Source organism: Flavobacterium lotistagni, from assembly GCF_011392125.1.
Classification (GTDB): Bacteria; Bacteroidota; Bacteroidia; order Flavobacteriales; family Flavobacteriaceae; genus Flavobacterium; species Flavobacterium lotistagni.
Genome location: NZ_JAAJBU010000009.1, coordinates 78,195 through 92,488 on the forward strand (window position 1 = coordinate 78,195; position 14,294 = coordinate 92,488).

14 protein-coding genes are annotated in these 14,294 nt (G+C 40.4%); 6 read left to right on the forward strand and 8 right to left on the reverse strand.

The features are described 5' to 3' along the window. Positions 1-68 precede the first annotated feature (68 nt). Positions 69-1,568 (forward strand): aminotransferase class V-fold PLP-dependent enzyme, encoded by a 1,500-nt coding sequence (locus tag G4D82_RS10805; protein ID WP_166337300.1) that lies wholly within the window; start codon positions 69-71, stop codon positions 1,566-1,568. A 58-nt stretch (positions 1,569-1,626) separates the two neighbouring features. Here G4D82_RS10805 and G4D82_RS10810 read toward each other — a convergent pair whose 3' ends face one another. After that, entirely contained in the window at positions 1,627-2,499 is an 873-nt protein-coding gene (locus G4D82_RS10810; protein WP_166337301.1) for a lysophospholipid acyltransferase family protein, read from the reverse strand. A 103-nt stretch (positions 2,500-2,602) separates the two neighbouring features. Between G4D82_RS10810 and G4D82_RS10815 the strand changes: the two genes are divergently transcribed. From G4D82_RS10815 to G4D82_RS10825, 3 genes are all read left to right on the forward strand, one after another. Further along, entirely contained in the window at positions 2,603-3,244 is a 642-nt protein-coding gene (locus tag G4D82_RS10815; RefSeq protein ID WP_166337302.1) for a rhomboid family intramembrane serine protease, read from the forward strand. A 49-nt stretch (positions 3,245-3,293) separates the two neighbouring features. Beyond that, positions 3,294-3,989 carry an SIMPL domain-containing protein gene (locus G4D82_RS10820; RefSeq protein ID WP_166337303.1) on the forward strand — a complete coding sequence of 232 codons (696 nt, stop codon included), beginning with the start codon at positions 3,294-3,296 and terminating at the stop codon, positions 3,987-3,989. Positions 3,990-4,190: 201 nt separating this feature from the next. Next, entirely contained in the window at positions 4,191-5,066 is an 876-nt protein-coding gene (locus G4D82_RS10825) for a T9SS type A sorting domain-containing protein (RefSeq protein WP_166337304.1), read from the forward strand. Between the two features lie 61 nt (positions 5,067-5,127). Here the strand turns inward: G4D82_RS10825 and G4D82_RS10830 are convergent, their stop codons facing one another. The 5 genes from G4D82_RS10830 to G4D82_RS10850 all read right to left on the reverse strand — a co-directional run bounded on the left by G4D82_RS10830 (position 5,128) and on the right by G4D82_RS10850 (position 8,530). Continuing rightward, positions 5,128-5,508, reverse strand: a complete 381-nt coding sequence (locus G4D82_RS10830; RefSeq protein ID WP_166337305.1) for a hypothetical protein — start codon at positions 5,506-5,508, stop codon at positions 5,128-5,130. 220 nt (positions 5,509-5,728) lie between these two features. Next, the gene (locus G4D82_RS10835) at positions 5,729-6,310 is read right to left on the reverse strand and encodes a Maf-like protein (RefSeq protein ID WP_166337306.1); all 582 of its coding nucleotides are present in this window, start codon (positions 6,308-6,310) and stop codon (positions 5,729-5,731) included. Then, positions 6,303-7,229, reverse strand: a complete 927-nt coding sequence (locus G4D82_RS10840) for a geranylgeranylglycerol-phosphate geranylgeranyltransferase (RefSeq protein WP_166337366.1) — start codon at positions 7,227-7,229, stop codon at positions 6,303-6,305. Before G4D82_RS10840 ends, G4D82_RS10835 begins: the two co-directional genes overlap by 8 nt. Before the next feature lie 31 nt (positions 7,230-7,260). Next, positions 7,261-7,788 (reverse strand): KdsC family phosphatase, encoded by a 528-nt coding sequence (locus G4D82_RS10845; protein ID WP_166337307.1) that lies wholly within the window; start codon positions 7,786-7,788, stop codon positions 7,261-7,263. Further along, entirely contained in the window at positions 7,781-8,530 is a 750-nt protein-coding gene (locus tag G4D82_RS10850; protein WP_166337308.1) for a Rossmann-like and DUF2520 domain-containing protein, read from the reverse strand. The genes G4D82_RS10845 and G4D82_RS10850 overlap by 8 nt, the downstream gene beginning before the upstream one ends. Before the next feature lie 177 nt (positions 8,531-8,707). On the opposite strand from G4D82_RS10850, the gene ccsA reads away from it, so the two are divergent. Together ccsA and G4D82_RS10860 are read left to right on the forward strand one after the other, a co-directional pair. After that, on the forward strand, positions 8,708-11,845 hold the full coding sequence (ccsA, locus tag G4D82_RS10855; RefSeq protein ID WP_166337309.1) for a cytochrome c biogenesis protein CcsA: 3,138 nt from the start codon (positions 8,708-8,710) through the stop codon (positions 11,843-11,845). 57 nt (positions 11,846-11,902) lie between these two features. Continuing rightward, positions 11,903-12,493, forward strand: coding sequence for a glutathione peroxidase (locus G4D82_RS10860; protein ID WP_166337310.1), 591 nt, complete (start codon positions 11,903-11,905; stop codon positions 12,491-12,493). Between the two features lie 2 nt (positions 12,494-12,495). Here the strand turns inward: G4D82_RS10860 and G4D82_RS10865 are convergent, their stop codons facing one another. Then, positions 12,496-12,993, reverse strand: coding sequence for a GNAT family N-acetyltransferase (locus tag G4D82_RS10865; RefSeq protein WP_166337311.1), 498 nt, complete (start codon positions 12,991-12,993; stop codon positions 12,496-12,498). 6 nt (positions 12,994-12,999) lie between these two features. Further along, positions 13,000-14,187 carry a thioredoxin family protein gene (locus G4D82_RS10870; protein WP_166337312.1) on the reverse strand — a complete coding sequence of 396 codons (1,188 nt, stop codon included), beginning with the start codon at positions 14,185-14,187 and terminating at the stop codon, positions 13,000-13,002. Between the last annotated feature and the right edge of the window lie 107 nt (positions 14,188-14,294).

Genomic DNA, 14,294 nt, shown 5'->3' on the forward strand with positions numbered 1-14,294 from the left:
AAAATTCAAACGTTTTCGCCGGTGAAAAAAACTAAAAAAATGTATCTTTGGCGCTTAATATTCAAGCTATGAATGCCAACGCAACAGTGACTTTGCCGACTGAATTAGAACAGTATTTCAAGCAATTCCGCCAGAATATCATCGGAATCGACCAAGAATTCGTTTCGCCTTTCGGAAGCAAGAAAATTGTTTATACCGACTGGACTGCCAGTGGTCGTTTGTACCGCCCGATTGAGGAGAAAATGATGAACCAATTCGGCTCGTTTGTAGCCAATACACATACAGAGACTACCGCGACCGGAACGGTAATGACCTTGGCTTATCACCATGCTAGGCATATTATTAAGCACCATGTGAACGCCAGTGCAGACGATATCTTGATTACCGACGGTACCGGAATGACCGGAGTGGTCAATAAGTTTCAGCGGATTTTGGGATTGAAAGTGCCGGAAAACCTCAAACCTCACACCAACGTTCCTGAAAAAGACAAACCGATTGTGTTTATCTCGCACATGGAGCACCATTCAAATCAGACTTCATGGTTGGAAACCATTGCCGACGTAGTTGTGATTCCTGCTTGTGAAAAAGGGTTGTTCAATCTGGAGACTTTTAAAAATTTGGTCCAGCAATACGAACATCGCCCCATTAAGATTGCGTCTATCACTTCTTGCTCGAATGTTACCGGAATCAAAACGCCTTATCATGAAGTGGCGAAAATTATGCATGACCACAACGGTTTGTGTTTTGTAGATTTCGCTTGTTCAGGGCCTTATGTGAAGATTGACATGCATCCGGCAGATCCTGAATCTTACCTCGATGCGATTTTCTTTTCTCCGCATAAATTCTTGGGCGGTCCGGGCACTACGGGTGTTTTGGTGTTCAATAAAAAGTTGTACCGCAATATGGTTCCTGACAATCCGGGCGGTGGTACGGTTTCTTGGACGAATCCTTGGGGCGAACACAAATTCGTCGACAACATCGAAGATCGTGAAGACGGTGGAACTCCGGGTTTTCTGCAAGCGATTAAAACAGCACTCGCCATCCAACTCAAGGAGGAAATGGGTGTGGAGAACATCCTTAAAAGAGAACACGAACTCGTGGATTATATCTTTTCGGAACTCGGCAGTATCTCGAACATTAAGATTTTAGCTGGGCAACACCACGACCGTTTGGGCGTGATTTCATTCTATATCGATGAGTTGCATTTTAATTTGGGCGTAAAAATACTCAACGACCGTTTTGGCATCCAAACCCGCGGTGGTTGTAGTTGTGCCGGAACTTATGGGCATTATCTTTTGAATGTCGATGTCGAGAAATCGCACCAACTGACTTGTCAGATTGATTCGGGCGAACTCATTGAAAAACCGGGTTGGATTAGAATGTCAATCCATCCGACAACAACCAATGAAGAAATTCGCTTCGTTTGTGAAAGCATTAAAGCACTCGCGGCAAATCATGAAGTTTGGGGCAAGGAATACCAATACAATAAAAACTCGAACGAATTTGTTCACCATAATGCGCAACCCAGAGAAAAAGAAATGGTAGCGCGTTGGTTTAGTGAATTATAAAAATCGAAAATAAACAGTAGAAAAAGTGTTTCAGCGGTGGAGCACTTTTTTTGTTGAATTAACTTCTGCGGTGTTTCCAACGTTTGTGTGTCCAGAGGTAATATTCAGGCGCTTCGTAAATTTGTTGTTCTACTAATTTCAGGAATTGGTCGGTGATTTCATAATTAGGAACCGATTTGGCGTCGAGAGACAAAACCTCAAAACTGGCTTCATAAAATCCACGTTTAACCTTTCGCGTTCGCATGAAAATCACATTCATGTCGTATTTTTTGGCCAGCATTTCGGCGCCCGTATGTACCGGAACTTCAACGCCCATAAATTTTGCCCAATGAAACGCAGAGTTGAGTTTCGGTGATTGGTCTGAAGCGAAACCGTAGATGCTGAGCACTTTGTTCCGGTAGTTATGGCTGATGGTCGGAATCGTTTCTTTGGTGGTAATCAAATAGGCTTTAAATCGCGAACGGATGTCGATTACCAATTTGTCAAAATACTTATTTCGAATGCGTTTGTAGATACCATAACTCTTGAAGTCTGTGTGAAAATTCATCGAGACGGCCCATTCGTAACTGGCGTAATGCGCACACATCAAAGCAATGCTTTTGTCTTTCTTTTCGAGTTCTTTATATACTTCCAAATTGCTAAAAGTGTAACGGCGCTCTATTTCTTTCTGTGAAATCGTCATCGTTTTGGCCATTTCGAGAAACAAGTCGCACATATGGTGGAAAAACTTCTTTTCGATGGCCAAGCGTTCTTTTTCAGACAAATGCGGCAAGGCAATCGCCAGATTTTCGCGAACGGTTTTTTTGCGGTAGCCAATCAGGTAATAAACCACTGCGTAAATACAGTCAGAGAAGAAATAAAGCAGCCGGAAAGGCAACATTGACACCGACCAAAGTATAGGATAAATCAGAATGTAAATTAAAAATTGCATCCGCTCAAATTTGGGCAAAGATACATTTTAAACGGTATTTTAAAAGTGTGCTTTAACATATGCTAGCAAAACTATTTCTATTTTTGCCGAAAATCTACGGTTTATGAGTTATGTGCTTCTCTTGATTATTGTTGTCAACCTACTAGTGAGTTTTAAGGGTTTTGGCGATGAGTTTTTTTTCAGAAAATATGAGTTTCACATAGGAAGTATCCGCGCAGGCGAACACCTTCGAATGATTACTTCAGCTTTCTTGCATGTTGATATCGGGCATTTGTTTTTCAATATGTTTACCTTATATATGTTTGCGCCGGTGGTGATGGGTTGTTTAAACAATCTGTCTTTTTTGGTAATTTATTTCGGCAGTTTGGTTTTTGGCAGTTTGCTTACGCTGATTTTTCACAAAGATGAATACAGTTACAGAGCCGTTGGGGCTTCTGGTGCAGTAACAGGTGTTTTGTATTCGGCGATTTTGCTGCAGCCTGATATGAGTTTGTATTTGTTTTTCATCCCAATCCCGATTCCCGCTTACCTTTTTGGTATTGGTTATTTGTTGTATTCGATTTACGGAATGAAAGCCAAGAACGACAACATCGGACATACGGCTCATTTTGGCGGAGCTATTGGCGGTTACCTGATTACTATTCTCAAAGAACCTAGCATGATTACCGATAATACTTTTATGGTCGTTTTGCTGGCCATTCCGATTGTGATTTTATTTATTTTAGCAAAAACTGGAAAATTATAGTGGCATGTGTTTTGGTAACCGAGCCACAAAATTTTAAAACCTAATAATCATGAGAAAATCAGCTTTAATTCTATTCGCCGCGTTTAGTGGCCTGATGCAAGCCCAAGAAATCAAGCAAATCCCTACCGTAAATGTGTCAGGTGAGGGCAAAATAAAAGTAGCACCGGACCAAGCGTCAATTTCAATTTCGGTTGAAACTAAAGGAGCAAAAGCTATCGATGTTAAAAAGGAAAACGACACCAAGATCGACGCAGTACTCAAATACATCAAGAAAATGAACATCGCTAAGGAGGATTTCCAAACCCAGCGCGTTTCGATGTATCCTAATTACGATTATGAGAAAAAGAAAACCAGTTATATCGCTACCCAAACCGTAATTGTATTGCTCAAAGACCTTAACAAATACGATGCATTGATGGACGGATTAGTAGATTTAGGCATCAACCGAATTGACAACGTGGAATTTAAATCGTCTAAAATAGACCAGTTGCAGTCCGATGCCCGAAAGCTCGCCATTAAAGATGCGAAAGCCAAAGCTGAAGATTTTGTTTCGGTGTTGAACCAAAAAGTAGGGAAGGCGCTCACAATTTCTGACAATTCCCAAATCAATTATCCGCCAAGGCCCATGTATGAAATGAAAACCATGGCTATGGCTGATGGCGGTGGTGGCGCACCGAGAGAAACTTTAGCTACCGGAGAAATTGAATTGGTGGTCAATGTAAGTGTGAGTTTTGTGCTCGAATAGCCCAAAGCAGTAAATAACAAGAACCGTTTCTAAATGAAGCGGTTTTTTTATGTCGATAAACGGCAGCATATTTCTTAAAAAATGCGCTTTAACGTTTTTATGGGTTAGTTGCAGAAGAAAAACGGTGGGTGATTCAGATGTGTATAATATTGTATCTGAATATCAAAGATCCCAAATCTAGATTTTTAAAATGCTTAACCTATGAAAACAAAATTATTTTTTGCCGCCTTTGGGCTTTTCCTATTTTCCCAATCTATTGCGGCCCAAGAGTATCATCCGATGCTTAACAATTCTTCGTGGATTTTACGCGACTATGTTTCTTGTTGCCGATTGCCTCAAACCTGGACTATACCAGCCGGTGAAGATGTTTTGGTCGGCGATCATACGTACAAAAAGTTTGTCAATAGCTCGTCTGCTTCTGGCAATGGTTCGTTTATTTACTTGAGAGAAGATGAAGATGCGAGAAAAGTTTATTCTTTGGTCAATAATACTGAAGTGGTGCTGTATGATTTTAGCTTATTGCCGGGCGATGTCTTTGAAGATTTTAATGTGTCTGTAGATTACGTCGAATTCAACGGACTTTCCCGCAAGAGAATTACCCTTACTCGTTACGATGAAAACTACAATATTAACCTGACACAAGTTTGGATTGAAGGCGTGGGCAGCCCAGCGCATCCTTTTAAACCTACTATTAATATGTACAACGCTTTATCTTCAAGTGGCGGAAGAAGTGTTAATTTAGTTTGCAGTTTCCAAGACGGACAGCATATTTATGGAGCTGACGATTGCGAAACTTTGCGGTTGGGAAACGATGAGTTTGACGTGATTGAAACTACAGAAATTCTCTTTGCACCAAATCCGGTGGAGAATGAACTAACGATCATCGCTTCAGTATCGTTGGAGAATGCTACCTTCAAGCTTTTTAACTCGCAAGGGCAGTTGGTTCGTGAGGTTCAACATATGGCTGGTTACCAAAACATCATATACAAAGACAAGCTCAGCAGCGGCTTTTATTTTGGGCAGTTGCTCGACAGCAGCGGAAATTTATTGAAAAGTGGAAAGATTCTTATAAAATAAGGCTTTGTAACCTTTTACCATAACAAAATATAAATGGTTCTTCTAAGAATTAACTCAATTATTAATTCTTGGAAAGGACCATTTTTTTAATCCGTTCATTACTAATGTAGGGGTATTTTTTCTTGTGTACCTCAATAAACTGACAAGGATAATCATCATCATAATCTGTAATGAATACGTTTATATTGTTGTAAAAAGAGTAACCTCTGTAACCTTCCGGAATTTCTTCAGCAGTTACCCACTGGCCATCTTCTTTAAAATAGTAAATACTTTTATAAGTGTCGAAATAAGCCTCAAGGTTCGGAAAATAATAGTACCGCACATGGCATTTCGTTACCGGGTCTATTAGTGGCGTGGATTTGTTCTCGTATTTTGATTTTTGCGCAAAACCCGAAAAGCCCAACCCCAACACTAATATGATAATCGATAGTTTCGTTTTCATGATACTCGAATTTTGAATCTGCCAATTAAATGCGCGTTTCAATATCTCGTTTTTCATAACTCATTGATGGTGTAAATGTAAAAAAATGTTTTTAAAAAATAGATTAAAGGTTAAAAAACATCGATAAAATGCATTTTTTTAGTTTAAAAGTAGTTTAAATATTACAATTATTTAGGTTTGTCAATACCGGTAATATTGGACTGCTTTGTTATGTTGGAAATTAAAATTGCAGTAGTTTTTGGTACACTTTGTCTATTGGCAATCCCATTACGTTTGGGTACGATCCTTCGATTTTCGACACGCCGATATATCCAATCCATTCTTGGATACCGTAACTTCCAGCTTTGTCGTAAGGATGGTATTGATTGAGATAGTATTTTATTTCATCATCTGATAAATGGTGCATAATCACTTGGGTTTGCTCTGAAATGACTTCAGTGTGCGCCAATGTTTTGAAGCAAACAGAAGTAATTACCGTATGGGTTTTTCCCGATAACGACCGAAGCATTCGAAACGCGTCTTCAAAGTCTTTTGGTTTCCCGAGCGCTTGATTCTCGTGCCAGACGATAGTGTCGCTAGTAATCAAAATTTCATTTTCAGCCAATTCGCCCTCGAAAGCAGTACTTTTTAAAACCGCCAAATAATTGGTAATTGCTTCTGCTTTGAGTTCGGGCGGGTAAATTTCTTCGACTTCCTTAAGCCTGATTTCAAAATCGACATTGAGGTCTTTCAGAAACTGCTGCCTGCGTGGCGAACCCGAAGCCAAAATCAGTTTATGGTTTTTAAGTTTTTCTTTAAGCATGGTGTTTTATATTGTAAGCCACTATTGCTATAGACAATATTCCAAATAGTAAAACCAATTTCAAAACATTGCTCAAATGTCCAAAATCTTTAGTGTTTTTCGCCGTCCATAACTTAATAGTGAAATAGAGTAGAGGGCCAACTACAAAGAGCAAAGTGTAGCCCATTGTAAGGTATAATTTACTCACAGCGAAATACTCATTAGTATAGTAAAGCAAAATGGCAATCGGAATGAAACTCAATGCAAATACGACTTTTGAAGTTCTGGCCACACCTAAAACTATTGGAAGTGTGCTCATGCCTTGGTTGTAATCGCCATTAACATCTTGTAAATCTTTTACAATTTCGCGAATGAAATTAACGATGAAAGCAAAAATCGCATAATCGAGCAAGATCGAAAACAGCACCGCCATTTCCTTCTGATTGCCTTCGTATGTGGCTGGGTATAAATCAAAAATCCCGATGATAATCACACTGAACGAAAGCAGCATGGCAACAATTACGTTTCCGACGAGTAAGGTTTGTTTCAGACTTGTCGCATACAAATAAAGTAGGGCTGCAATCAAAATGAAAATCGTTGCAAAACCAGGCTTCATAATTACATTCGACAAATAAAAACCAATACCTACTCCAACAATATTGAGCGCCACATAAATGTTATACGCGGTAGCTTCTGAAATCGATTGCCCGATCATTACGCGTTGCGGCTTGTTCTCGGCATCAGTCTGTTGGTCAAAAATGTCGTTAATTACATAACCACCTGCTGCAATGAGCACTGTCGAAAACACCAACAAAATATATTGCCAATCGGCCAATGACAAAGGCACATTTTGCCATTTCAGAAATCCGTAGCGGAAAATGAGTTGCATCAAAGCCAGCATTAATAAATTCTGGTAGCGAATCAGTTTAAAAAAGGAAATTATCAAAATCTAAAAATATTAATGAAAGTTACTAATCGTGTTTCCCGTTGTAGTACAAATGCCATTTCCCTTGTACTTTCATGACTTGCTCAATCACTTCGCGAACTGCGCCTCGGCCACCATTTTTGTGCGAAACATATTTAGAAATCGCTTTGATTTCCGGACTCGCATCTTGTGGACAAACCGGCAAACCAACCAATTGCATCACGTGATAATCCGGAATGTCATCGCCCATATACAAAACTTGTTCAGGTTGAATGTGATAGAGTTCAATATATTCCTTGAAGGTTTCTACTTTGTCGGGTGAAGCCAAATGAATGTCGGTCACGCCCAAATTCCTGAGCCTGATGCGCACGCCTTCGTTATTGCCACCCGAAATAATGCAAACATGATAACCACTTTCGAGCGCGGCTTTAATGGCAAAACCGTCGCGGATGTTCATAATGCGCAACATTTCTCCTGTTGGAGTAACATGAACCGAACTATCGGTAAGTACACCATCTACATCAAGGATGAAAGTCGTGATTTGGTTCAGGATTTCTTTATAATTTTTATTCATGCGTTTGAATGGATTTGGTCAGTAAGGAATAAATAGCCTTTTGCGATCCGTCGAGGATTTCTAAATGGCTGTCGATGGTTTGCTGGTCGTTGCGTTTGGCCGGCCCAGTTTGCGCTTGCGAAGGTGTAAGTACTTTAATCTTGGCTGCGGTTTCTTCAATTAACGGTTTTAAAATATCGAACGGTAATTGATGTTGCTCGCAAATATCTGCACCAATTTGATACAGATGGTTGGTAAAATTGCAAACAAAAACTGCCGCTACATGCAGTGCTTTTCGCTGCTCCGAATTGATTTCGAATACCTGATTAGATATGGCGCCAGCCACTTTCTTGACTATCGCAGCATCTTTTTGGCGCTGGGTTTCTACGCCGATAGGAACACTTTTAAAATCAACAGGTTTTCCTTTTGTGAAAGTCTGCAGCGGATAGAACACGGCTTTGCGATGTTTGTCAGCCAGTAGATTCATGGCCACGCTTCCCGATGTATGTGCTACAAGTTGTTCTTGTAAAGGAATTTGCGCAGCAACTTCTGCAATCGCTTGATCGGTTACAGCAATAATGAAAAGGTCAACGGCTTGTAGTTGGTGATAATCAGAGATGATTTGATTGTCAGCCAGTTCGCAAGACAATGATGCTTTACGGCGAACCAGCACCTGAACCAACTCAATATCAGCGGATTTTGTGAACGCCGAAACCAAGTGTTGTGCGACATTTCCCGAACCAATGATGCTCACTCTAATCATGCCGCAAAATTATTCAAAAAACCCAGCAATCAAAAGCAATTTGGTAATAAACTTTGAGGTTTGTCATCGGCTTCCATAATTCATAAAAATCACTTAAAATCTACAGTCTATCGAAAGTAAAAACCAACATTTTTGCCTACTTTTGGCCTGACTTTTTTTAAATGCAAATTCCCACTGATGGAAAAAAAAATACTTTCCTTTTTGTTCTCGACCCGATTGATGGCCGTTTTGTTTCTGTCTTATGCTGTGGCGATGGCTACCGGAACTTTTATCGAAAGCGAGTACAACACTGATACTGCGAGAATACTGATATACAACACCAAATGGTTTGAAGCCATTCACGTTTTTTTTCTGATTAATTTTTTCGGGAATATTAAAAAATACCAGCTTTACAAAAAAGAAAAATGGGCCACTTTGCTGCTGCATTTGTCTTTCATTTTTATCATTATCGGCGCGGCCATTACTCGTTATATCAGTTACGAAGGCATGATGCCCATTCGCGAAGGCGCTACCGAGAACAAATTTTATTCAGACCGTACTTATTTATCTGTTTTTGTTGATGGTGAATACAAAGGCGCAACCAAACGCCGCATTTTTGAAAACCCGCTTTTACTTTCACCGGTTACCGACAACCATTTCAGTCTTCGAAAAGATTTTGCCGACATACCGTTTGAAATCAGTTACAAAAATTATCTCATGGGCGCAACCGAAACCATTCAGCCCAATGAGAAAGGAAGGGTTCACTTGAAAATGGTCGAATCCGGTGGCGGACAAAGACACGAGCATTTTCTGGTGGAAGGCCAAATTGCGAACATCCACAACCTGCTTTTTAGCCTGAATAAATTTGTGAAAGGCGCGATTAATATTACCACGAGCGGTGATCAATATACCATTCAATCGCCCTTCGAAGGACAATTCATGCGCATGGCTGATAAAATGCAAGGCAAAGTAGCTAAAGATACTGCCCAACCGTTAATGTTGCGCTCATTGTATAATGTGGGCGGACAACAATTCGTTTTTCCAGAAGCGCCAATTAAAGGTTTTAAAGCCTACAAATCCAATAATGATTTCAAAGCCAAAAAACACGACGATGCTTTGATTGTTACAGTCAAATCGCAAGGCCAGGAGAAAGAAATTACGCTTTTAGGTTCGAAAGGTAAGTCTGGCGAACCACAAATATTTACCATCGGCAAACTTGATTTCACCTTGAGTTTCGGCAGCAAAGTATACGAATTGCCGTTCCAAATTAGGCTCAATGATTTTATCGCGTCTAAATATCCGGGTACTGATAAAAGTTATTCGGCCTTCGAAAGCCAAGTCACGGTTTTAGATAAGAACAAGCAAACCGACGCCCGAATCTACATGAATCACATCCTGGATTTTGAAGGTTATCGGTTTTTTCAATCTTCGTTCGATCCGGATGAAAGAGGCACAGTACTGTCGGTGAACCACGATTTCTGGGGAACCAATATTACTTATCTAGGTTACTTTTTGCTATTCTTTTCACTCATGGCGATTCTGTTTACCAAACATTCGCGTTTCGCCGATTTGAAGCGCAAACTCGAAGATGTGAAAACAAAGAAATCCCAATTTTTAACGGTATTGCTGTTGCTGTTGGGTGTGTCCGCTTTTTCTCAAGATCACGCTCGTCATGCACCAAGCATCCAGCAAATCGACTCGTTAATCTTTAGCCATAAAATTACTGAAGCGCACGCAGGCAAATTTGGCCGTTTGGTAGTGCAGGATGAAGGCGGACGAATGAAACCGGTCAATACGTTTTCGTCTGAATTGTTGCGTAAGGTCAGCAAGAGCGATACCTACAAAGGCATGAACTCGGATCAGGTGTTTTTGTCGATGGTACAATTTCCGCGCATTTGGTTCGAAGTGCCGTTGATTTACATCAAGAACGGAAACGACAGTATTCGCAAAATCATCGGTTTAGATCCGAAAGAAAAATATGCCCCTTTTATTAAATTCTTCGACAATCGCGGTAACTACAAACTTTCGCCTTATTTGGATGAAGCCTACAAAGCTGCCAATCCGGACCAATTTCAAAAAGACTTTATCGAAACCGACCGCAAAGTCAATTTGTTGAATTCAGCATTGACAGGAAGTATTTTAAGAATATTTCCCGTTCCGAACGATCCGAACAACAAATGGATTTCTTATCTCGAATTGGATCAGGCCAACATTCACGGCATCGATTCGACTTTTACCAAAAATATTTTACCGCTCTACATGAGTGTTTTAGATAGTGCTGCTCTCGGCAAGAATTATGTCAACGCCGATTTTTATTTGCAAAGCATAGAGAATTACCAGAAGAAGTTCGGAAAGACTGTGCGTCCGAGCGACGACAAAATCGATTCGGAAATCACTTATAACAAGTACGATATTTTCAAGAAGCTCTATTACTTATATATGCTTACTGGCGTGTTGATGCTGATTTTTACTATCGTCAATATCTTTTTTGAGAAAAAATTCATACGCTGGGTAATCAACGGTTTTCACATTCTAATTGGGCTTTTGTTTTTGTTGCATACGGCCGGACTTGCCGCGCGTTGGTATATTTCGGGTCATGCGCCGTGGAGTGATGCATACGAAAGTATGATTTATGTGGCTTGGGCAACGATGTTCTTTACGCTGGCTTTCGATATCAAATCGAAGTTGACTGTGGCTTCTGGTACTTTTGTGGCCTCGATGATTCTGATGATCGCGCACTGGAACTGGATGGATCCGTCGATTGCGAACCTACAACCGGTTTTGAATTCCTATTGGCTGATGATTCACGTGGCGGTTATCGTTGCGAGTTACGGTCCGTTTACGCTAGCAATGGTGCTTGGCGTAGTATCTTTGATTCTGATGTTGTTCACCAATGAGAAAAACAAAACCAAAATGGATTTGAACATCAAGGAAATCACTTACATCAACGAAATGGCTTTAACAATTGGTTTAGTGATGCTCACCATCGGGAACTTCTTGGGCGGGCAATGGGCCAACGAAAGCTGGGGCCGTTATTGGGGTTGGGATCCGAAAGAAACTTGGGCGCTGATTAGTATTATGATTTACGCGTTCGTCATTCACGCCCGATTTGTACCGAGTTTGCGCGGCAAATGGATTTTCAATTTGATGAGTATTGTTGCTTTCTATTCTATTTTAATGACTTATTTCGGAGTGAATTTTTACCTAACCGGAATGCATTCCTACGCTAGCGGCGATAAAGTAGTGACGCCGGCTTTTGTTTATTATTCCGTTGGATGCGTGGTGTTGTTAGGCTTGGCTTCGTATTTCAGTTACCGCAGGCATTGGAAGAAATAGTCGTTACAATTGTCGGTTCTGTCAATAGGTTTTATAACTAACTTTAAAAGATTTGTCATGAGAAATTTATTTTTAGTCTTGTTTGGTTCCTTGCTACTGAGTTGTCAAGGCCAATCGAAGAAAGTTGATCCAACCAACAACAATAGTAACACAACAAAAACTATGGAAAAGCAAAACATTTATCAATTCAAAGTCGAGACGCTTTCCGGCGATACATTTGACTTTAGCAGTTTGAAAGGCAAAAAGATTTTAGTAGTCAACACAGCATCAAAATGCGGATTGACGCCACAATATAAAGAACTCGAAGCTTTATATAAAAAGTACAAAGACCGCAATTTGGTAATCGTTGGTTTTCCGGCAAACAATTTCGGACAGCAAGAACCGGGTACGAATGCCGAAATCAGTACTTTCTGCGAACGCAACTACGGCGTAACTTTTCCTATGATGGCTAAAATTTCGGTCAAAGGAAACGACATGCATCCGCTGTATCAATTCCTGACGCAAAAGGCGAAAAACGGAGTACAGGATTCTGAAGTAGAATGGAATTTTCAGAAGTATTTAATCAATGAAAATGGCGAACTAGATCAAGTCATTTCCCCGCAAGTATTGCCCAATGACAGTTCAATCACGAGTTGGATTGAAAAATAAACCTATTTCAAAATCAGTTGCATCAACTGCAAGTCAAGCCATTTGCCGAACTTGAAACCGACTTCTTTTAAAATTCCGTTTTCAGTAAAGCCGAATTTTTTATGAAAGGCAATGCTCTCGTGGTTGGCTGCGTCTATTCCACCAATCATAACGTGATAACCTTCTGATTTGGCCAAAGCGATAAGCTCGGTGAGCAACAAACTGCCGATGCCTTTTCCGATACAATTTTCTGCTACATAAACCGAATGTTCCACCGTGAACTGATAGCCGATTTTTTCGCGAAAGGTACCGTAAGTACCAAAACCAACTACTTTTTGGTCCAAAATTGCTACAACAATCGGAAAATTTTTGGATTGTTTTTCTTCGAACCACTTTAGTTGTTCTTCTAAGGTAATGTCGTCGTATAAGTAATTAGCGGTGCTATTGCGAATCGCGTGGTTAACAATCGACAGAATTTCAGGTATATCAGCGGCTTTGGCTTTTCTAAGTTGGGCTTTCATCTCGATTTATTTTTGGCCGAGCGCCAATAAAATTTCATCTGCTTCCTTGGTTTTCCAGCCCATCGCGGCATTTCTGTTTTTGGCCTTGGTTGCCCATGCGATGGCTTCAGACTTGTTTTGGATTTTTTGGTACAACTTCGAAAGAAGGATTTGTGAGTCGTAAGTTTCGTTGAGTTTGGCCGATTGTAAAGCCCAATCAATGGCGTATTTCAAACTTTCGGTGTCGGCCACGTATTTCAAATAATTGCTGGCAATATCTTCTAACGCGCGCGCATTTTTACTCAGGAATTTATCGGTTGAAGCCAAAGTTACCGCTTTGTATTTCTTCCAGTTTTTAGTTTTCTCTGCCATCTTCATATCGAAATCGAAAAGTAAAGAATCGTTTTTGACCGTATTAATTTTTTGCGCGATTCGCCTTTTTTTCTCGTAAGTGATGGTGTCGCGCATTTCAAAGGCTGGTGTTAGCATTTCGGTAACGATGTTTTCCATTTTGCGCTGGATGCGTTTGGCCGATGCAACAGCTTCAAATTCCTTTTGATGTGCCATGACATACTGAAATTCTCGCGATTGGATATCGGTTACGCCGTTGGCAATAATCTTCCAGTTGATGCTCGATACGAGTTGTGCTTCAGTTTGCGTTGCCAAGTATTTGTGTGCAATAGGTGAGAGCAGGCTGCGGTCACGGCCTTTGTTGAGTGCGGAAAGATAAGCGAGGCATTTGTCGGGATTGCTTACGTCGGACAGAAATTCTTTTTCGAGATATGGAAGCTGCTTTTCTTTGGTCAGCGCGTTTTTGGCTTCGGCAATAAAATGCTCTGATTTGTATTCGCCGCTGATGTTATAAAGTTCGTTACCGTCTTGATCAATGAAAACAAAAGTCGGGAAGAATTTCACACCATATTTCTTTTTGAACATTTCGCCTTCTCCTTTTTCGATATCTTGGCCGGCAACGACAAAGTTCTTGTTCATGAAATGAATCACCAGCGTATCGGTAAAAACCTCTTTCTTCATTTTGTTGCAATGCGTACACCAAGTCGCATATAGCATATAAAAAATGGGTTTGTGCTCTTTTTTAGACCGTTGCAAGACCGATTGATAACCGCTTTCGTCTAATTCCAGATACGGTTGAGCGCTGAGTCGGGCCGAGAAATTCATGGCGAACAACGTCAAGAAAATAGCGAATTTTATTTTCATCCGAAACAAATTTTAAGCTACGGCAGCGGTTTGTTACGGGCAAATATATTCGGTTTTTTTAGAAATTAGCTCTTAAAGAAGTGCTAAATTAGCGGCCAAGTCGTAAA

Bases quoted from the DNA above. Each gene is read 5' to 3' on its own strand.
- ccsA (WP_166337309.1), top strand. From the start codon at position 8,708: ATGGAAAAAAAAATACTTTCCTTTTTGTTCTCGACCCGATTGATGGCC.
- G4D82_RS10835 (WP_166337306.1), bottom strand. From the start codon at position 6,310: ATGCTTAAAGAAAAACTTAAAAACCATAAACTGATTTTGGCTTCGGGT.
- G4D82_RS10805 (WP_166337300.1), top strand. From the start codon at position 69: ATGAATGCCAACGCAACAGTGACTTTGCCGACTGAATTAGAACAGTAT.
- G4D82_RS10860 (WP_166337310.1), top strand. From the start codon at position 11,903: ATGAGAAATTTATTTTTAGTCTTGTTTGGTTCCTTGCTACTGAGTTGT.
- G4D82_RS10810 (WP_166337301.1), bottom strand. From the start codon at position 2,499: ATGCAATTTTTAATTTACATTCTGATTTATCCTATACTTTGGTCGGTG.
- G4D82_RS10830 (WP_166337305.1), bottom strand. From the start codon at position 5,508: ATGAAAACGAAACTATCGATTATCATATTAGTGTTGGGGTTGGGCTTT.
- G4D82_RS10865 (WP_166337311.1), bottom strand. From the start codon at position 12,993: ATGAAAGCCCAACTTAGAAAAGCCAAAGCCGCTGATATACCTGAAATT.
- G4D82_RS10815 (WP_166337302.1), top strand. From the start codon at position 2,603: ATGAGTTATGTGCTTCTCTTGATTATTGTTGTCAACCTACTAGTGAGT.
- G4D82_RS10870 (WP_166337312.1), bottom strand. From the start codon at position 14,187: ATGAAAATAAAATTCGCTATTTTCTTGACGTTGTTCGCCATGAATTTC.
- G4D82_RS10850 (WP_166337308.1), bottom strand. From the start codon at position 8,530: ATGATTAGAGTGAGCATCATTGGTTCGGGAAATGTCGCACAACACTTG.
- G4D82_RS10820 (WP_166337303.1), top strand. From the start codon at position 3,294: ATGAGAAAATCAGCTTTAATTCTATTCGCCGCGTTTAGTGGCCTGATG.
- G4D82_RS10845 (WP_166337307.1), bottom strand. From the start codon at position 7,788: ATGAATAAAAATTATAAAGAAATCCTGAACCAAATCACGACTTTCATC.
- G4D82_RS10825 (WP_166337304.1), top strand. From the start codon at position 4,191: ATGAAAACAAAATTATTTTTTGCCGCCTTTGGGCTTTTCCTATTTTCC.